General features: G+C 49.9%; 18 protein-coding genes and 2 pseudogenes. 17 read left to right on the top strand and 3 right to left on the bottom strand.

All coding sequences use genetic code 11. The annotated features are described in order from the left end of the window. Positions 1–85: 85 nt before the first annotated feature. The 3 genes from ACW17M_RS07520 (at position 86) to rho (ending at position 3543) form a co-directional block, all read left to right on the top strand. Positions 86–976, top strand: coding sequence for a hypothetical protein (locus ACW17M_RS07520; RefSeq protein ID WP_457547148.1), 891 nt, complete (start codon positions 86–88; stop codon positions 974–976). 124 nt (positions 977–1100) lie between these two features. Continuing rightward, positions 1101–1943 (top strand): DUF5677 domain-containing protein, encoded by an 843-nt coding sequence (locus tag ACW17M_RS07515; RefSeq protein WP_457547147.1) that lies wholly within the window; start codon positions 1101–1103, stop codon positions 1941–1943. 643 nt (positions 1944–2586) lie between these two features. Next, positions 2587–3543: a transcription termination factor Rho gene (gene rho / locus ACW17M_RS07510; protein WP_457547191.1), complete on the top strand. Its 957-nt coding sequence runs from the start codon at positions 2587–2589 to the stop codon at positions 3541–3543. Positions 3544–3605: 62 nt separating this feature from the next. Here the strand turns inward: rho and ACW17M_RS07505 are convergent, their stop codons facing one another. Beyond that, on the bottom strand, positions 3606–4793 hold the full coding sequence (locus tag ACW17M_RS07505; protein WP_457547146.1) for a DEAD/DEAH box helicase: 1188 nt from the start codon (positions 4791–4793) through the stop codon (positions 3606–3608). A gap of 219 nt (positions 4794–5012) precedes the next feature. Here ACW17M_RS07505 and ACW17M_RS07500 point away from each other — a divergent pair, with 219 nt between their 5' ends. Together ACW17M_RS07500 and ACW17M_RS07495 are read left to right on the top strand one after the other, a co-directional pair. Beyond that, complete coding sequence (locus ACW17M_RS07500; RefSeq protein WP_201304218.1) at positions 5013–5150, top strand: hypothetical protein; 138 nt, start codon at positions 5013–5015, stop codon at positions 5148–5150. Between the two features lie 107 nt (positions 5151–5257). After that, a complete protein-coding gene (locus ACW17M_RS07495; RefSeq protein WP_159177935.1) occupies positions 5258–5665 on the top strand; it encodes a hypothetical protein in 408 nt (135 codons plus the stop codon). Between the two features lie 49 nt (positions 5666–5714). Here the strand turns inward: ACW17M_RS07495 and soxR are convergent, their stop codons facing one another. Further along, complete coding sequence (soxR, locus tag ACW17M_RS07490) at positions 5715–6197, bottom strand: redox-sensitive transcriptional activator SoxR (RefSeq protein ID WP_457547145.1); 483 nt, start codon at positions 6195–6197, stop codon at positions 5715–5717. A 104-nt stretch (positions 6198–6301) separates the two neighbouring features. Here soxR and ACW17M_RS07485 point away from each other — a divergent pair, with 104 nt between their 5' ends. Together ACW17M_RS07485 and ACW17M_RS07480 are read left to right on the top strand one after the other, a co-directional pair. Further along, positions 6302–6739, top strand: coding sequence for a VOC family protein (locus ACW17M_RS07485; protein ID WP_009287048.1), 438 nt, complete (start codon positions 6302–6304; stop codon positions 6737–6739). Positions 6740–6855: 116 nt separating this feature from the next. Then, positions 6856–7278 carry a VOC family protein gene (locus ACW17M_RS07480; RefSeq protein WP_141440946.1) on the top strand — a complete coding sequence of 141 codons (423 nt, stop codon included), beginning with the start codon at positions 6856–6858 and terminating at the stop codon, positions 7276–7278. 158 nt (positions 7279–7436) lie between these two features. Here the strand turns inward: ACW17M_RS07480 and ACW17M_RS07475 are convergent. Next, positions 7437–7592 (bottom strand): annotated as a pseudogene (locus ACW17M_RS07475) (transposase); the annotation flags it as partial. A gap of 407 nt (positions 7593–7999) precedes the next feature. Here ACW17M_RS07475 and ACW17M_RS07470 point away from each other — a divergent pair. From ACW17M_RS07470 to ACW17M_RS07425, 10 genes and pseudogenes are all read left to right on the top strand, one after another. Further along, entirely contained in the window at positions 8000–9832 is a 1833-nt protein-coding gene (locus tag ACW17M_RS07470) for a LodA/GoxA family CTQ-dependent oxidase (protein ID WP_457547144.1), read from the top strand. After that, positions 9832–10914 carry an NAD(P)/FAD-dependent oxidoreductase gene (locus ACW17M_RS07465; protein WP_457547143.1) on the top strand — a complete coding sequence of 361 codons (1083 nt, stop codon included), beginning with the start codon at positions 9832–9834 and terminating at the stop codon, positions 10912–10914. Before ACW17M_RS07470 ends, ACW17M_RS07465 begins: the two co-directional genes overlap by 1 nt. Before the next feature lie 3 nt (positions 10915–10917). Next, positions 10918–11310: pseudogene (locus tag ACW17M_RS07460) on the top strand (VOC family protein); the annotation flags it as partial. 427 nt (positions 11311–11737) lie between these two features. Next, positions 11738–12616, top strand: a complete 879-nt coding sequence (locus tag ACW17M_RS07455; RefSeq protein WP_039859136.1) for a class I SAM-dependent methyltransferase — start codon at positions 11738–11740, stop codon at positions 12614–12616. A 128-nt stretch (positions 12617–12744) separates the two neighbouring features. Continuing rightward, positions 12745–13806, top strand: coding sequence for a MerR family transcriptional regulator (locus tag ACW17M_RS07450; protein ID WP_457547142.1), 1062 nt, complete (start codon positions 12745–12747; stop codon positions 13804–13806). A 943-nt stretch (positions 13807–14749) separates the two neighbouring features. Further along, positions 14750–15214: an NUDIX hydrolase gene (locus ACW17M_RS07445; protein ID WP_457547141.1), complete on the top strand. Its 465-nt coding sequence runs from the start codon at positions 14750–14752 to the stop codon at positions 15212–15214. 39 nt (positions 15215–15253) lie between these two features. Beyond that, positions 15254–15679, top strand: a complete 426-nt coding sequence (locus ACW17M_RS07440) for an N-acetyltransferase (protein WP_457547140.1) — start codon at positions 15254–15256, stop codon at positions 15677–15679. A gap of 61 nt (positions 15680–15740) precedes the next feature. Next, the gene (locus ACW17M_RS07435; RefSeq protein ID WP_457547139.1) at positions 15741–16175 is read left to right on the top strand and encodes a GFA family protein; all 435 of its coding nucleotides are present in this window, start codon (positions 15741–15743) and stop codon (positions 16173–16175) included. 264 nt (positions 16176–16439) lie between these two features. Next, positions 16440–16862: a tetratricopeptide repeat protein gene (locus ACW17M_RS07430; protein WP_457547138.1), complete on the top strand. Its 423-nt coding sequence runs from the start codon at positions 16440–16442 to the stop codon at positions 16860–16862. 144 nt (positions 16863–17006) lie between these two features. Next, on the top strand, positions 17007–17492 hold the full coding sequence (locus tag ACW17M_RS07425) for a YehS family protein (RefSeq protein ID WP_159176910.1): 486 nt from the start codon (positions 17007–17009) through the stop codon (positions 17490–17492). The last annotated feature ends 17 nt before the right edge of the window (positions 17493–17509 follow it).

Raw genomic sequence — 17509 nt, 5'->3', positions numbered from 1 at the left:
AAAAAAAGGCAGTAGGTGGTATAGCTAGTTGGTAAGTGAGCTTTTCTACTGCTTCGTTAGGTTTACTCGAGAGAAGAGGTGCTGCATGGCCAAGCTAAGACCTGATGCGGTTGGTAAATCAACACTTGCCGAATATCTCACGGAAGTTTCGGATTTCGGCTTTGAGTTGTCTGTTCTGAAAATGCTGCGTGACTTGGGAATCGGTTATGATCACGGAGGCCACTACGAGGATCCGGTCACAAAGAAGTCACGAGAATTCGACATCAGGGCAACAGCCACATTTGGCCAGTTGCGTCTGCGGATGGCCATAGAGTGCAAGAACATTAAAGAAAATTTTCCAATCCTAGTATCCTGTGTTCCGCGCCAACATGAGGAAAGCTATCACCAGATTGCAATGGTGCGTGAACTTGATCGAACTCCTGGTATGCTGCTCCATATAGAAAGGTCTAGAGCGAATGTTCTTAGTATTTTCAAGGAACACACTATTTATCAAGAGAACGATCCGGTAGGTAAGAGCACCGCACAGGTTGGCCGTGATCTGGCAGGCAATATTTCCGCAAATGATTCGGAACTCTTTGAGAAATGGGGTCAGTGCTTGGCTTCTGCTCAGGATCTTGTTGATAGCATGTACTGGGATGGCGATGAAGACGATCCAGAAGATGCGTACATATCAGCAATTATTCCGTTTGTTGTCATTCCGGATGATCGTCTTTGGGTTGTAAATTACAGTGAATCGGGCGATCAGGCTAGTGAACCGGTTCAGACCAACCGTTGTTCTTGTTTTGTGAACAAGCAATACAGGATGAACTCCATAAGTCCCGAGTACATTTTGGTTTCTCATGTCGAAATAGTTACTATTTCCGGGCTTCAGAATTTTATCCAACAATACGCAACTTCCGAGGATGCTCTTTCAGCAATTTGTACACGGGCTGGAATTCTTGCTGCCGTTGAGAGAGATCGTAGCAAGAAAGCGTAAATCGAATAAATCGCTATATGTGCGATTTGATAGCCAGGAACTTTGTTACTGGCAAAGTATGTCCCCCTAAGCTAAGCGCACTGACGCTCAGGCATTAGACAGAAGATTAGGAAAATAACATGCCATGCCAAAATTTGAACCGGAAACTCACGAGCCTGTAGAAGCATACACTGAGGCCATGGAAGCCATTCATGTAGCGGTGGGGATCGCGCTGTTCGAATTCGCGCGTAACTCTTCTGCACCACAAGACACTGTAATTCGAAATTTTCTCGCGCGGGCGGATACAACTGCTCGCGCGGTATTCAAGCTTTGGGATATCCACGACTATCAAGACTGTTGGGTTTTACACCGCTGCTTGCTGGATAGGCTGTTCCATCTTCGCTACCTTGCACGGACTGATTCCTTTTCAGAGTTTGAGGAATGGTCTTTCTACGAACAGTATAAGGGGGTTAATCGCGTTCGAAGTGATCAATCTGTCAAAGGAGTACGCGAACATCCTCTATTCAACCTTACAGTAGAGCAAAAGCGTAGGGCGCAAAATATTTCCGAAGCTGCAAGCAAGTGGAGGCGGCCAAAAGCGGAAGACATTGCAAAGGAAATGGGCCTAACGTTTCTATACTCTTATGGCTATGATTATGCGTCCACGCACGTGCATCCAATGGCCAATGACGGAGATCAAGATTTTTATACGATTACCGGGCTAGAGTCGCAGCAAGAATTCCCTGATCAACGCACGGTTCTAGCCAACACACTTCTTGTTCTAACCATTCTTGTTCAAGAAGCGATGAACTCAAGCACTTTTCAGTGGCGACAAATTATGTACAGGGTAATCGAAGATGTTAGAAAATTTGTTGGTAACGGTGATTATAGCTATAGACAATCATTTGTTATCTTTGTTAACGCAGTTCAAGAAGGAATGAGTATGTCTGAAGTTAATGATATCGCTCAAGAAGCGTCGAAAATCTAAAAAAGATTCGGCCCTGACCAACGATTTCTTCTGACGTTTCGCGACGGTCAGTTATGCTGGAGTTAATAGGCAACAAAATGAACCCTGTCATTCAAGAATAGATATCTGGCTGCGGTATCGCAGCATTCACGGTGCTTGCGGGCATTACCTATGATCAGGCGAAAGAGGCAGCAAGCGCCTAGGGTATCTATGCCGAAGACACAGTGCTTTGGTCAGAACACCGGGTATGTCTGTAAGCTTTTACGTTCGCCGGGTATAACGGTTGTACCCACAGCGACGTCATTCGACACTTTGGAAAGTCTGCCAGATAAGGCACTGTTGGCGATCAAATGTCGCATGGAACAGGGCAGGCCTTTCTGGCATTGGGTAGTGTTCGTCAGAAATGAGCGGGATGCGATGGTGCTGGATTCCAAAAAAGCTCTAAAACAAACACCTACCGCGACTTCGGGCGGATCAAGTCCAAGTGGTTCATTCGTGTAGATTAAGGCTTAGTGGCTATTATGGTCTACGTGCTTGCGTTTGATTGTCTTCTGTTCTTCCTGATCCAGGAGCACCAAGCCGCTACTTGCAAGGCCAATATGGTTTTTCAAAGCGCTGCAGTTATTCTTTAAAACCAGGTTATTCAAGGCGATACATCCATATTATGACGAGAAAAATACTAGGTTTGAAGGCGAAAAGAGAGATAGATGCCAAGCCCGCCGATGAAGTCGAAGATCAATTCCCTAATGATCCCGAAAAACGCTTTTTAAGTGGCGTCGCTATTCATCCTTACCCACGCATTTATTTAGAGCCTGGCTCTCAAGAGCGTACTGTGCGAGCGATGGATTTGATTACGCCCATTGGGATGGGGCAGCGTGGGTTGATTGTTGCGCCGCCAGGCTCTGGCAAAACGACGATGTTAAAACATATCTGTCAGGCCGTGGCGGAAGCTCATCCTGACATAAAGCTGTATGCCTTGCTGATTGATGAACGCCCGGAAGAAGTGACCGATTTTAAGCGCAGTGTGTCGGCAGAAGTACATGCATCGTCTTCAGACGAGAGCTACACACACCATGTAAGTATGGCCGATAAGCTGCTTGAGACGGCGCGTAAGCAAGCAGGCGAAGGTCATAATGTGATGATTGTGATCGATTCTCTTACCAGACTCTCGCGTGTTCATAATGCCGAGCAGCGGGGTAATAGTCGCACTATGTCGGGGGGGCTGGATTCCCGAGCGATGGAGATACCGCGAAAACTGTTTGGCGCCGCGAGAAAGATCGAAAACGGCGGATCGCTCACCATTCTGGCCACCGTGCTGGTGGATACGGGAAGCCGTATGGATCAGGTAATTTTCGAGGAGTTTAAGGGTACGGGCAATATGGAACTCGTGCTGTCCCGGGATGTGGCCAATCAACGGATTTTTCCGGCGATAGATATTGCTAAAAGCAGTACCCGTCGAGAGGAGCTTTTGATTGATGCAAAAGATATTGAAAAGGTAAGGACATTACGTAGAGGTTTGACAGCGCTTAAGCCAGTAGAAGGCGCGCAGAGGCTGCTTGCGTTATTGGATAAATATCCCACTAATGTCGAACTGTTAGATGCATTTTTACCGGATTCGTGAAATATCGATAATAAAGAAGCCCACCCTTTTAAAAGGTGAGCTTCTTGGGTAAGTTTTCACGATTACTTTTTACTGAAATTCAAGTTTGATTCAGGCACTGCTTTTCGAACCGGAAAGCCTGCAATCTCTTTGCGCTCAATAATGCTTTTTAAGCGTCTTTCAATGGCACAAAGATTTTTAAAGTCACTCATGTCGACTAAAGAGATGGCTTCCCCTGAGGCACCCGCGCGGCCGGTTCGGCCAATGCGGTGGATATACTCTTCTGGCTTAAAGGGTAAATCATAATTCACCACACGGCTCAGTTCGCCAATATCCAAACCTCGCGCGGCAACCCCCGTGGCGACCAAGTACTTTAATTCGCCGGTTTTGAACTGAGCCAGAATCTTTTCGCGCATCGCTTGGCTTCTATCGCCATGAATGGAATCCGCTGTGATGCCGCGTTTTTCCAGTTGAGCAACAAGCTTGGCTGCATTGTGTTTTTTCTCGGTAAAAATAAGCGCCTGATCCCACTTTTGTTCGTTGATCAAGTGGCTCAACAAGGCGGATTTCGTGTCTTTATCGACGGTGATTAGCCATTGTTGGACATTAGCGGCGGCGCGGATGTTGGGAGAAATGGATATTTCAGCCGCAAGATCGGTCATCTTGCTATCTGAAAAATCGTAGGCGAGGGCGCGAACGTCGTCTGTCATGGTGGCCGAAAACAGTAGGTTCTGACGGTCTTCAGGCAGGCGATCAATGATTTTTTTGATATCGTCGCCAAAACCCATGTCGACCATTCTGTCCGCTTCGTCCAGTACCATGACTTTAAGTTCATCAAAGTGCAGCGCACGCTGATGCGCCAAATCAAGCAATCTGCCCGGCGTGGCGACTAGAATATCCACTCCTTTGATTAGGCGCTCTTTTTGCGCTTCGGTATCCACACCGCCATACATCGCCATAGAGGTTAGGTGCGTGTGTTTAGCGTATTGAGCCACATTGGCTTCGACCTGAACCGCTAGCTCACGGGTCGGCACGAGAATCAGCGCACGTATGCGTTTGCCGCGTAACGTTCCCGCGTTGCTAAATCGTTCTAGCAGAGGCAGAACAAAAGCAGCGGTTTTGCCCGTGCCTGTTTGTGCGGTGGCGATTAAGTCGTTACCCGAGAGAATGGCAGGAATCGCTTGTTCCTGAATGGGCGTTGGCGTGTTGTAACCTAGTTCGGTAATCGCTTGAACAAGAGGACTGGATAATCCTAGTTTTGAAAATGGCATTAGGAGCTCTGACCGATGGTCGTAAGGTGTGTCGAAAATGAAAAATGATGCAGTATAGCGTAAAAGCAGCCGCTCGTTGCTCGAACAGGGCAATTAGCTTCATAGTGCTGAACGGTGACTTTTGTGATGAAATTAAAGGCATTCATTAAATGAATGGTAAGTGATGCTTTATAGTACGCTAATAATGGTTAGAATTAGCCTTGACGTTGGAGAGATAACATGGGCGATATAGGATTCATTTTTGGAATTATGGGAATGTCGATGGGCATCTTGGGGTTTGTTTTTGGCATCATTTCATTTTCTAAAATTGTTAAGCTCGAGAAAAAATTGGCGAAAGCGGAGTCTCAGGGTAATTGAAGTTAGATCGTGAGTGAGCGAAATAAAAATGCAATTAAATTCACTTATTTAGGTCGCTGCACCCTTGTTCCTCGCACCGTTTATGGCAAACGTTAATCAATATGCAAATGAACCCCGTCATTCAAGAAGAAATATCCGGCTGTGGCATCGCATCATGCGCTGCTCTTGCGGGCATTACCTATGCACAGGCCAAAGAGACAGCTAACGCCTTGGGTATTTATGCCGAAGACACAGCGCTTTGGTCAGACACCGAGTACGTCCGTAAGCTCTTGCGTGCTTTGGGAATCACCGCTGCACCCACGGAGACGCCATTCGATACCTGGGAACGCCTTCCTGACAAGGCGCTGTTGGCGATCAAATGGCGCATGGAGCAGGGCAGACCTTTCTGGCATTGGGTGGTGTTTGTTAGAAGTGAGCAGGAAACCGTGGTGCTGGATTCCAAAAAAGCCTTGAAAACAAACATCCGTCGCGACTTTGGGCGCATCAAGCCCAAGTGGTTCATTCATGTAGATTAAGGTTTGATAGCTATTATTGAGGTCTACTCTTAAGGGCTACTCTTAAGGTCTATGAGCTAGCGCTTGGATCTTGCTGGGCTCTCGCTTTCTGTTCTGCCTGATCGAGAAGCACCGGGCCGCTACCTGATTCCGCCAGCTTGTCGTCCGGGTTATAGAGCGGGCAACTGGTCATGCTCAGACAGCCGCAGCCTATACAGCCTGCCAGGTTACTACGTAGCTTTTGCAGATAAGCAATCCTGCCATCGAGCATCTGCTGCCAGTTTTTTGAAAGCTGTTGCCAGTCTTCAACCGTCGGTGTGCGGTTATTGGGCAGTGATTCAAAAGCTCGCTTGATCTCATCCAGGCTGACGCCGACTTTCTGCGCGGCTTTAATCACCGAAATCCGCCTTAGGACTTCTGGTTTATAGCGGCGCTGATTGCCTGCATTACGCCAGCTATGGATCAGGCCTTGCTGCTCGTAAAAGTGCAAGGTGCTGACTTTAATGCCGCAGCGCTTTGCCACCTTGCCAACACTCCAAATTGCCTCTGCCATCACGCACTCCTGAATCTTTTTTGCCATTTTTTTCCAAAAACAGCTTTACCTCAAGTGAAGTTGAGGTTTTATCCTGCCATTTCACTTAACGCAAGGAGACTCTTATGTACTTGGAACACGTTAATCTGGTCGTTGATGATATGGATGCCATGCTGGATTTTTACCGCGCTGTATTCCCGCATTGGCGGGTACGCGATGAAGGCCATGGCGAGTGGTATGGCAAACCGCGTAAATGGGTGCACTTTGGTGACGACGAACATTACCTGGCGTTAAGCGATCATGGCGAAGGGGCAAACCGCGATCTGAAAGGTCACAGTGTTGGGCTGGCCCATTTTGCCTATGTGACCGATAACCTGGATGCCGTTGTGGCCAGGTTGAATAACGCGGGTTATGCCATTGCCAAACCAGGAGCTGTAGAGCCGTTTCGCAAGAATGTCTATTTTGTCGATCCGGCCGGTTTTGAGGTGGAGTTTGTCGAGTATCTGAGTGACATCCCGGCGGAACGGAATTTAAACCGCGATGCTCAGCAAACAGCAACGTAGGAGAGATAGACAATTAGCGGTGTTTGGTAGTCAAGCATGCTCTTGATAAGCAGGGGTTTGTAAGCAATAACGAGCCAGAAAGTCTCTTTTTTAAAACTAGAAATTTTGGATTGATAATGAAAATAGATGTCGGCTTTACGCACATTGCGTTATCAGCAAGTAACTTAGATCAAAGTATTGATTTTTATCAGCGCTATGCCCACATGTCTGTCATTCATGAGCGAACAGATAAGGAAATTGACAAGCGAGTCGTTTGGTTGTCAGATAAATCACGCCCATTTGTATTAGTGTTAGTACAAAGCAGTAATCCGGTTCCTATATTAGGGCCTTTTGCCCACCTGGGTGTTGGTTGTAAAAGCAAGAGTGAAGTAGATGATTTATGTGACCAAGCTAGGCGCGAAGGAATATTGTCCCGGGAGGCGACTGATAGCGGCTATCCGGTAGGCTATTGGGCATTCATAAATGATCCTGATGGACATGTTTTAGAAATTTCGTATGGACAGGAAATCGGCTTAACGGTTGAAAGATCGGAAACTTAGGGGCACAGCAATACCGCCTCTGTTGCCGATTGCTCCGTTGAGTATCTTTCAAAACTGTCGTGTGAGCTGTTTAAAGCCAATCAGTAAGCAGCCTGCCCAGCAAAGTGAACGCATGGTGGAGGTCAGTACGCCGCTCATATCGTGTTGCAGATGACGTGAGGTAACATTACCCAACGGATGCCTGACTTAAGAACAAACAGGATGCCGGTCAAGACGGCACGGTTGGAAACACATGGCCCACCACCATCATGCTTGGGTGAATCCAGTGGCAAGAGCGGCTCAACAATTCCCCAAAGTTCATCAGGACATTTAATAGCTAAGCTAGGCACGTAGGTGAGCTATTTCAAGGGTTTTGCAAGGAGCTCTTATAAATCCAGGCTGTATAGCTGCCTTCCTGTGTTTAGAGATTAGCTATAAGTTTACACCGACTGATTTTGGGAATCGTAGGGGATAATGGTTGGGTTGTGTTTAATAAACGCTTAAGCGGGGAAGGCCAGTTACCTTGTAAAAGGTAGCAGCGCAATTTGAATAGATGAGACCCAAATTAAATTTCACCTTTTGCAGTGAATAAGTGGCTGTCTTGTTCTATCTTGGTGAGCAGCAGTGTACCGCTGATCCAGCTTTACTATTTCTTCAGTTACAGTTCAGAGATTCATGAGCCTATGCGGCGCCAGAACCCCTTCGCTTCATGGTGTCGTCCCATACAAAAAGGGAGTGACAGATGTCTGAGATCGCTTACGCCAAAATTCACCCGGCCATTGGTATCGCCAGGGTGGGCAATTCCAAGCAAACTGACGGTTTTTACATCGGCCCCCAGGTCACCGAGCCCCTGCCCAGGGAACCGGGGGCCTATCGGGACGCCACTGGTGCCTTGAAACGCGAGGTGGCCGAGTTCCGCATCTACGCTTACGACGGCAACGGTAGGGTAGTGCGGGAACTGACCATGGATCCTACCACCGAGATTACCTGGACAGTGGAGGTAGCTAACCATAAAGCGGCTTGGTACAACTTCGAGCTCGCGTTGGATATCCCCGAAGCTGAGACGGCAGCGCCTTCCACGCGTCGTAACGCCGAGGTGGCTCTGCGGGATAGGCACAATCTGTCCATTACCCCAGGAGCGCGTAGCATCAATACCTGTTCCGGCGTGGCTCAGTTTCAGGGCGGCACGTTCATGGGAATAGAGGTGCCACTGGGGGAGTTACGCACCGACACTGTTGGTCGCCTGCAGGTATTCGGTGGCCATGGGCGCTCCGCTTCCTATCAGGAAAAGCCACCCACTACCTTCGCCAATAATGACGGCTGGTATGATGACACCAGTGACGGCCCCGTGACGGCCACAGTATTGGTGGATGGCCGTCCGATTATCGTGACGCCAGCCTGGGTGGTGGTGGCTCCGCCCAATTACGGCCCACAGCAGAAAGCGGTGCGTACCATGTACGCGCTGATGACGGATGTGGCTATCCAGGCTGGCCAGTTACCGGCACCCACCAGACCTTCCTTTACCGACGACATACTGCCCATCCTCAAAGCCATGTGCGATCTACAATGGATGAATGCGGGCTTTGCCGCTGGCTTCGGCTATGGCATGCCCCAGTACTTCCTGGAGCACCGCTACCTGTCGCAACTGGCCGAGCCGGGTGAAACCTACGCCGAACTTAGGCGCACCGTGGCCAATAGCTTCCGCAATCCCCAGGACGGCGATATCTCCATGAAGCCTTGGCCCTGGATCTATGGCGATGCCATGAATGTTCCCATGCCAAATGTGCCCGACGCTATGAACACCCTGACCACCACCCAACTGGCACTGCTGGACAAGTGGGCGGAAGGCGATTTTGAGGCGGACTACGATCCACATCGGCAATCACCTGAGAGTATCGACAAGGTTCCGTTGGAGCAGCAGCCCGCTATGCTGGACAGAGCAGCGATGGAGTTCTGCATCGCCGACGCTTTCCATCCGGGGTGTGAGATGACCTGGCCGGTACGCCATAGCACCATGTATATGGAACCCTACCGCTGGCGCCACCGCAGTCCCGAAGATCCGGAGCCGGACTACGGCACGACCCTGACTCCGGCCATGGTGAAGTCTTATAACGGTCCTCTGTACGGCCAATCCCCCGGCTCTATCACCCGTTGGATGGCCATTCCCTGGCAAACCGACACCGCCAGTTGCCGCTCCGGCTACGACACCGAATACGATCCTTATCTGCCCACCTTCTGGCCCGCTCGGGTACCCAATCAGGTGCTGAGCAAAGAGAACTATGACACGGTGATGAACGACTCGCTGCCGAGGGACGCGCGCCTAGCTGCCTACCATCATCGCGCCGACTGGGACCGCACTCTGGGCCCTGACCACAAGCAACAGTTGGCGAGAATGGTGACTGATTTCGATCAGATGGGGATTGTGGAGGTGCAGCCAGGGCTCAACGGAGATCCCGACTTCCCGCCGCAGATGCAGGTCGAAGATAGAGGCGGCCGTGACTTGACGCCTGAGGAGCGGCACGACACAGACAAAGGCATGCGGAAGCTGTTGATCGAACAACGACGCGGCCGCTAATGGCTAACTATCGCCCCTTCGACGTAGTGATTGTCGGTGCCGGACCTGCTGGGCTGGCGCTCGGCACTCTGCTGCGGCCGGAGCAGCGGGTGCTGGTGCTGGAACGCCGGGCTTCCCTGGCTAGGACGCCCCCCATTGGTGAGTCCCTGCCGGGAGCAGCAGCTGTGCTGCTGCAGCGCCTTAACTTGATGGCGGCTTTTCGGGACGCGGGACACCGGGAGCGGGGCGCTGCAGTATCGGTGTGGGACGATGATAAGCCGGTCTGGCGGGATGCCATCCAGGATCCGGCCGGACCTGGGTGGTATCTAGATCGGCGAGAATTTGAGCAGATGCTGCGTCTTCGAGCCCAGGATGTCGGGGTGACGCTGGGGGAGGGCTGCAAGCAAGTGGATATCCGCCACCGTCAGGGCCAGTGGTACTTGGACACGACACTGGGATCGTTTAGGGCGCCTGTGATGATTGATGCCACGGGCCGTAGTGGGTATCTGGGGCGTCAATTGGGATTACGGCGCGATGCTGATGATCCTTTGCTGTGCCTCTACAGTTTCCTGGACCAAGCGGCCGAGAGCCAGGACGCTACTATGCGCATTCAGGCGGATGCCCGTGGCTGGTGGTATACGGTGCCCCTGCCTCAAGGGCAACGGGTGTTGGCCTACCATATGGACGTCGATGATCCGCTATGCCGTCAGTTGTTGCGTCACCCCGATGCCTTTCTGGCCCGAGCCAGGGAGCATGCCCTATTGGCAGAGGTACTGGAGAGGGTGGCCCCCGCCCGTGTACGCGGTCGACCGGCGGGTACTTCCCTGTTGGAAGTAGGGCAGTTGCCGAAGGCGGGGCCGGGATTTCTGGCTATCGGCGATGCCCTGCTGGCCTTCGACCCATTGGCTTCACAAGGGCTCTTTCATTCCCTGGCTTCGGCAACCAGTGCAGCCAAGGCCATCGAATCTGGCTTGCACCAGTCACTCGGTGCCTACCAGCAGGAGATGCAAGCAGTCAGCCAGCGTTATCTCTGGCATCTCAAGGCCAGCTACCAGGGGCCAAGGCGTTTCAGTCAGGAGGCCTTCTGGCAACGGAGGCAGTGAATTGAAGGCCATGGCGAGTGATATGGCAAACCGCGTAAATGGGTGCACTTTGGTGACGACGAACATTACCTGGCGCTAAGCGATCACGGTGAAGGAGTGAATCGCGATTTGAAAGGCCACAGCGTTGGCTTGGCCCACTTTGCCTATGTGACCGATAACCTTGATGCCGTTGTGGCCAGGTTGAATAACGCGGGTTATGCCATTGCGAAACCAGGAGCTGTAGAGCCGTTTCGCAAAAATGTCTATTTTGTCGATCCGGCCGGTTTTGAAGTGGAGTTTGTCGAGTACCTGAACGATATTCCGGCCGAGCGGAATTTAAACCGCGATGCTCAGCAACCCGTAACGCAGGGAGAAACGCAGCAACAAGCAGTGCAACAACGGAAGGGGGAGGTGTGATGAACTATGGGTAGGTTTGGATATCCCAGGCAACTACGATCCTGAAATGCGTAACAGACTAGGAGCGCAATCTGGGCTTATCGCTCATTCAGTAGACGGTGTTTTAGATGACACAGACTTGTTCGCTGCGCGTTATTTAGGCCAGCGCGTGATGCAAGTCAGCAAGAAGTTTGCGGCATGCGGCCTATTCAATTGGGTGCTCGGGAGCCCCCTTCCATTTACTTCGTGACGTCAATCCACAGTAAAGAGGGTCCATTATTGCTCATATGCCACCGCTCTGGTGGGTAGATTAGCGTTTTGATACAAAATTCTGGATCTGCCTTAGTAGGTTAAAAAAAGCACTAAATTAATTCGTTCTGGGATATTGACCTTCACGCAACGTGAGGCCTTAGAGTCCCTGCATTGTTAAAAAACGATGGAGCTAACAATGCAGGATCCGAAGACGATTCAGACCTCAAAGGCCAATCCCAACGACTCTGCCCATCGCGTGGCGATTGCCCGTGCGGTGCATCAGTTGTTGGACGAGCCAAGAGTATTAGATGATCCTTTGAGCTTGTCCCTGCTCGGTTCAGAGCTTGGTAAAGCAGTGAGTGCTGACCCATTTGCTTATAACGACTCTAGCGCCCGTTCCATGCGCGCAGGCATTGTCGCCCGTAGCCTGCTTTCAGAAGATACACTAAATGCAGCTGTAGCAAGGGGCGTGTCTCAGGTAGTGAGTCTTGGTGCTGGTTTGGATACCTACGCCTTGCGTTATGGTGCAAGCATGCCTCATGTGAATCTGTATGAGGTGGATCAGCCAGCAATGCTGAAGCTCAAACAAGATCGGGTGGCGCAGGCCGGATTGACGATACCCGCCAAAATGCAGTTTGTAGCAGTTGACCTGACGCGGCCAAGCTGGCTTGAAGTGCTGTCAGGGGCAGGTCTCGATTGTACTCAGCCCGTTGCTATTAGTTGGATGGGCGTTAGCCCTTACCTGACGCCGGAGCAGGTATGTAATGTGTTGGAATCGGTGGCTGGCTTGCCTCCAGGGTCGATTATTGTCTTCGACTATCGTGTGGCTACCAATTTGCTCAACCCCATCGAACAATCGATAGTCGCTGTTTCTGAGCGGATATTCGCTGCCATGGGGGAACCTTGGCTCTCGCAGTTCCATCCTGCAACGTTGGTGGAGGGGTTGCAAGGAATGGGCTTTGCCCAGGTGGACAATAATGATACCACCAGCCTGAACCAGCGATATTTTCACCGGCGTAAGGACGGGTTGCAGATTGCCGGCGGTGGATTTAATTATATTGTTGCTTTGCGATAAATCGTGGTGCGCGTCTGGGGGAAGCGCTGGGTAAAATGGCTCAGTTGCTGTGATAAACGTACACCGAGTCAAATCAATGCAATCAATAAGAGCTGATGGAGAAAGTAGAAGGAGGGAAGGCATCGCTCATGAGGCAAAATAAAAGCGACGATATCCTTAAGCCTATGCAAGCGGGTGAACTAGCTCGGCGCGCTGGTATCACCGTGCGTACTCTGCATCATTACGATGCTTTGGGGCTCCTCAAACCTTCGGGTCGTACCGAGGCTGGCTATCGCCTCTACCATGCTCAGGATATTGCTTGCCTACAGCGTATCCAACTGCTTAAGAACCTGGGGTTCACCTTGGCAGAGGTCGCCTCACTTCTGCAAGACGATGCCCGTCATTCTATCAAAACGCTTGTGGACGACAACATCACAGCCCTAAACGCCCAAATCGATAGCGCTACGCGCTTGAGGGATCACTTGCAGCAGCTGCGGAATACATTCGCTGGAGAAGTAGAACCCAGTACTGAGGCATTTCTCAATACTCTGGAATTACTGGAGGCTTATAGTCGCTACTTCTCCAGGGATGAACTTCAAGATCTGCGTTTTTACACACGTCAGCGTGCCACGCGGGCTCAGTGGCAACTGCTGCTGGATGAATTAAATACTCTCCAGGCCGAAGGCGTAAAGCCGACCGCTCCTTCAGCCCAAAATTTAGCGGTGCGCTGGATGGAGCAACTAGAGCAGGATACTACTGGTAACCCTGAGCTACTCCGTAAGCTGAGCCTGATGGCCGAGCGAGAGCAGGCTCTACGGGACTATCTGTCCATTGAAAGGGAGCAGTTGAACTTCATCCAGCAGGCTTTCCTGGAGCACAAGCTAGCGATCTTCCGCCGCCACCTGAGTCCGTCAGTCTATGCCTACTTGGCTGAGCGTTATGGCGACTATATGAAACATTGGCCGCCTCTCCTCAGGCGTATTAACCAAATGCTGGAACAAGGTATTAGCCCCGAAAGCGAAATCGGTCGAGAGGTGGCTCAGGATTGGTTGGCCATCTTTCAAGGCTATGCTGGTCAGGACCCAAAGGCGCAAGCAGAAATACGCAAGGTGCAGATGAACGAGCCAGAACTTCGCCGCGGTACTTGGCTTCGAGATGTCCAACTCGATTTTCTTCAGCGCGCACTGGCGGCGCTGCGGCAATATCACTGAGCTGCCATCAGGGCATTTGTAATGCCTTGTGACAAGCGGAGACTTGTATTAGATTCAAGCGCTTGGCGTCTAGTTGACCTGCTCCTCGCTTTCTATTCCAAAGTGATCTCAGTAACGTTCATCACTACAGAGGAAAATAAGTTTGAGAGTCGATTCACAGAAGGAAAGATTATCTGCAATCTGAAGCTCCCCGAAGAAGAGAGCGCCCAGGTCAAGAGGCTGTTGGCCGAATAAAATTTAAACCGCCATGTTCAGTAACAAGCATAGCAGCCTCCATAGGGGGGCGCTGGCCAGCGATGGAGTTATTTTTTAGTGAGGTTAAGTATAATTTATATTAGCTGTTAAATTCTGGAGTTTTAATGAGAGTTGAAACTAAAAAAGGGATATCGGAAAGCGAGAGACATTACGTAACCCAATGGAAGGAGAAGGGGCCGGAAGAGGGGCACGGTGAAGAGTGGACACCTGTTTCCTGGCATAGCAGCGCTTACTAGGAAGAGAATAAATCTATTGGGCACATTGGCTTTGATCGTTTTGCAGTCTTAATCGATGCCGTACGTACCTCGTTTAGTGATTGGTGGTGTTTGTTTACTTCCTACAGCAAGGTGAGAAAGTGCTTTCTACCTTTGAGTTCATGCATTGTGGCGACTTAACCACAGATGAAGGGTGCTACAAAGTGAACCCTAGTGATAGGGAGCTAGGCTCTGACTGAAAACTGGCTGTGCTCGACCATACGGCGTTAAAAATCGGCTCGTGCGCGAGTCCGATCCGTCTTTTCGCCGATTTTGGCCTTGTCTGGCCTTCGCTCGCCGACTTTTCAGACAAAGCCTAAAGTAATATTGTATTGCTACTGCGAAGATTGGTCAGTGTATCGGCTGGCCTTTTACACATCTCTGCAGTTGCGAAAGCCGACGTTAATATTTATAGGAGCAGCGGAGCATTAGAAATGGAGACAAGAAAATCATCCAGGTTAATAATCGTTGATGAAGAAGGACGTTTACTGCTGTTTTTATATCAAGATGAACATCAGTCTCCGTTTTGGGCCACCGTGGGAGGTGAGCTAAAACCGGGAGAGAGCTATGCTGAGGCTGCGAAACGTGAGCTATATGAGGAAACAGGTTTAGCACAAGACGTTGGAGAAATGTTAAGGGAGCGTGATGATGTTTACGCCGTTGCGAGATCGGTGCCAGCGCGGTGGCTTGAACAGTACTTTTTAGTTGAGTGGCCAGCAAATAGAAAGGTGTTTGCGGCAAAGTGGACAGATGAGGAGAAGAGCACTATTCAGCAGTGGAAATGGTGGAGCCTTGACGAATTACTCGATAAAGATCCCTCACTCTTCAAGCCTGGGTGGATTCCTGATTTACTTGGCTCTGTACTGTACCGACAACATTTATCACATGGCTCTCCGTGATGCCATTGGTGCAGTTGATTATCAGAAAGGAATATGCAGATGATTCGCAAATACCGAGAGTCAGATATTGATCAAGTGCTGGATATCTGGCTTTCAGCCTCAATTAAAGCACACGCTTTTATTGGATCAGATTTTTGGCGCTCAAAAGTTGGTGAAATGCGTGATGTATATCTCCCTGCATCGGAGACTTTTGTATTTGAATCTGAGGGACAATTAGCTGGATTTTACAGTCTATACGAAAATACGTTGGCCGCCGCTTTTGTGTCTCCAAACTTACAGGGGAGAGGTGTGGGGTCTGCGCTTATTAACGATGCCAAGAGCAGAAGGGAGTGCTTGCAACTGACGGTCTACAGTGAAAATTTACCAAGTATCAATTTTTATAAGAAGCATGGATTTATTGTATTAGATGAGAAAGTGGATGAATTAACGAGTCATCCTGAGTTAGTCATGGAGTGCTGCTGTTAACAGCGATTCGCGGTCAGCGGTTGTCTAGGACCGCTTGCTGCTTAAACCAAAGGAATATTCAATGAAAGGTGAATGTCTGTGTGGGGAGATTAAGTTCGAAATCGAAGGGGAACTGCCGAACTTCTATCAATGTCACTGCTCTCTGTGTCGCAAAGCGACAGGGTCTGCGTCGAATACGGCCACTTTTGTAAAAACGGATAGCTTCCGCTGGCTTTCCGGCCAATCCAAAATCAGTACCTTTCAGAAGCCAACCGGCTATCGGAATGATTTTTGTTCGGTCTGCGGTAGTCTGGTACCCAACCAACTGAGAGACACGGAGTTGGTATGGGTTCCCGCTGGTTTGCTGAATGATGAGATTGCGTCGCAAATATCTATTCACCTTCACCTTTCTTCATCGGCTTCTTGGGCGTCAGAATCAGATGGTTGTGTTCGTTTGGATGGTGGCCCTGATAGTTTGGAGTCACTTAACCAGGCATTGCAGAAGCCAAGTCGTTGAATGCAGGTCGAATCTTTGCCATTGGTAACTGAAATGCCCTCCAATGCCTCTAAGGGGTGGTCTGATGGCGCGAGCAGCTAAGACGACCACTCAAGCAAAACATACCAACACCCCAGCACAAAAACCGTAAAATGATCGCCCGTAGAGCCATCCCCAAAGGGTATAATGCCACCGGTGACGGTGGGGTGGCTTCCTTACATACGTTGATTTTCAGCAGGTTTGTTTACTTGTTACTATTTTTAAATAGAGAAAAGGTAGTCGTTCATGATTAACACCAAAATATACAAGGCGGTTTACGAACTCGCTGAAAAGCTCATGAAGGCTGCCGATAAAGAGGATAGAGAGGCTTTTGATGCGCTCTATGCGGAGCTGGAAGCTATTTGCACCGAGAATGAGAGCACCGATAAAGATCATCCAGAGCAGTGGGAAACATTGGCTGACTTCACCGAAGAGCTGGATGAGGCGCTGGCAGTCTACGAAAAAGCCTTTGAAAAGGCCGTCGCCATTAACTCGAAGGATCACATGTCATCTATCGCGTTCTCCATGGCGAAGTTGCAAGTCGAACTGGGCCAAACCGACGCGGCTATCAGTAATCTTAAAAATGCCCAAGTCACTGCCAATAAAATTGAAGATGGCGAGCTTAAAGACGAAATTGACGAGCTGCTTGGAAAGCTGACAACAGGTTAGGGTTTGTACGGAAAGCCGGCTAGCGCAGTCAGTTTTCGTACAAAGCCTAGTTTATTTAAGCTGCTGGTTTTAATCATATTCACGATAAACGTAGATGCACAAAGCCTGATTGTGCTGGGTTTGCCTAAGACTAGGGACACTATTTTGACCAATAACGATATTTTTCGCCGCATACGTTACACCTTTGATTTAAAAGACAGTACCATCGTGGATATCTTCGCCTTGGCAGAGGTCAGCGTGGCTCAAGAGCAGGTAACGGCTTGGCTGAAAAAGGATGACGACGACGCCTTTGTCACCATGAAGAATAAGGAACTGGCGGCGTTTTTGAATGGGTTTATCAGCTTCAAGCGTGGTAAGCGCGAAGGGCCACAGCCCGTGCCAGAGTCGCAGTTGAACAACAATATGGTGTTTCAGAAGCTGCGCATTGCGCTGAATTTAAAGGCTGATGATATTTTGGCTGCTTTTGAACTGGCTGGCTTCAATCTAAGTAACCATGAATTAAGCGCGTTTTTCCGCAAGCCCAGCCATAAGAATTATCGAGAGTGTAAAGATCAGGTGCTGCGAAATTTCTTACTCGGCATCCAGCTTCAGTTGCGGCCAAACCAGGACGCTTCAAGCTCTGAGTCCTGAGCTTAATCGCCTGAATT

Source organism: Vreelandella sp. 2A-K22 (genome assembly GCF_054065485.1).
Note: the sequence above shows the minus strand (reverse complement) of the source record. Positions and strands in the feature narration are given on the sequence as shown.

Coding starts and splice junctions, on each gene's coding strand:
- ACW17M_RS07520 (WP_457547148.1), top strand. CDS start 86: ATGGCCAAGCTAAGACCTGATGCGGTTGGTAAATCAACACTTGCCGAA.
- ACW17M_RS07515 (WP_457547147.1), top strand. CDS start 1,101: ATGCCAAAATTTGAACCGGAAACTCACGAGCCTGTAGAAGCATACACT.
- rho (WP_457547191.1), top strand. CDS start 2,587: ATGACGAGAAAAATACTAGGTTTGAAGGCGAAAAGAGAGATAGATGCC.
- ACW17M_RS07505 (WP_457547146.1), bottom strand. CDS start 4,793: ATGCCATTTTCAAAACTAGGATTATCCAGTCCTCTTGTTCAAGCGATT.
- ACW17M_RS07500 (WP_201304218.1), top strand. CDS start 5,013: ATGGGCGATATAGGATTCATTTTTGGAATTATGGGAATGTCGATGGGC.
- ACW17M_RS07495 (WP_159177935.1), top strand. CDS start 5,258: ATGAACCCCGTCATTCAAGAAGAAATATCCGGCTGTGGCATCGCATCA.
- soxR (WP_457547145.1), bottom strand. CDS start 6,197: ATGGCAGAGGCAATTTGGAGTGTTGGCAAGGTGGCAAAGCGCTGCGGC.
- ACW17M_RS07485 (WP_009287048.1), top strand. CDS start 6,302: ATGTACTTGGAACACGTTAATCTGGTCGTTGATGATATGGATGCCATG.
- ACW17M_RS07480 (WP_141440946.1), top strand. CDS start 6,856: ATGAAAATAGATGTCGGCTTTACGCACATTGCGTTATCAGCAAGTAAC.
- ACW17M_RS07470 (WP_457547144.1), top strand. CDS start 8,000: ATGTCTGAGATCGCTTACGCCAAAATTCACCCGGCCATTGGTATCGCC.
- ACW17M_RS07465 (WP_457547143.1), top strand. CDS start 9,832: ATGGCTAACTATCGCCCCTTCGACGTAGTGATTGTCGGTGCCGGACCT.
- ACW17M_RS07455 (WP_039859136.1), top strand. CDS start 11,738: ATGCAGGATCCGAAGACGATTCAGACCTCAAAGGCCAATCCCAACGAC.
- ACW17M_RS07450 (WP_457547142.1), top strand. CDS start 12,745: ATGAGGCAAAATAAAAGCGACGATATCCTTAAGCCTATGCAAGCGGGT.
- ACW17M_RS07445 (WP_457547141.1), top strand. CDS start 14,750: ATGGAGACAAGAAAATCATCCAGGTTAATAATCGTTGATGAAGAAGGA.
- ACW17M_RS07440 (WP_457547140.1), top strand. CDS start 15,254: ATGATTCGCAAATACCGAGAGTCAGATATTGATCAAGTGCTGGATATC.
- ACW17M_RS07435 (WP_457547139.1), top strand. CDS start 15,741: ATGAAAGGTGAATGTCTGTGTGGGGAGATTAAGTTCGAAATCGAAGGG.
- ACW17M_RS07430 (WP_457547138.1), top strand. CDS start 16,440: ATGATTAACACCAAAATATACAAGGCGGTTTACGAACTCGCTGAAAAG.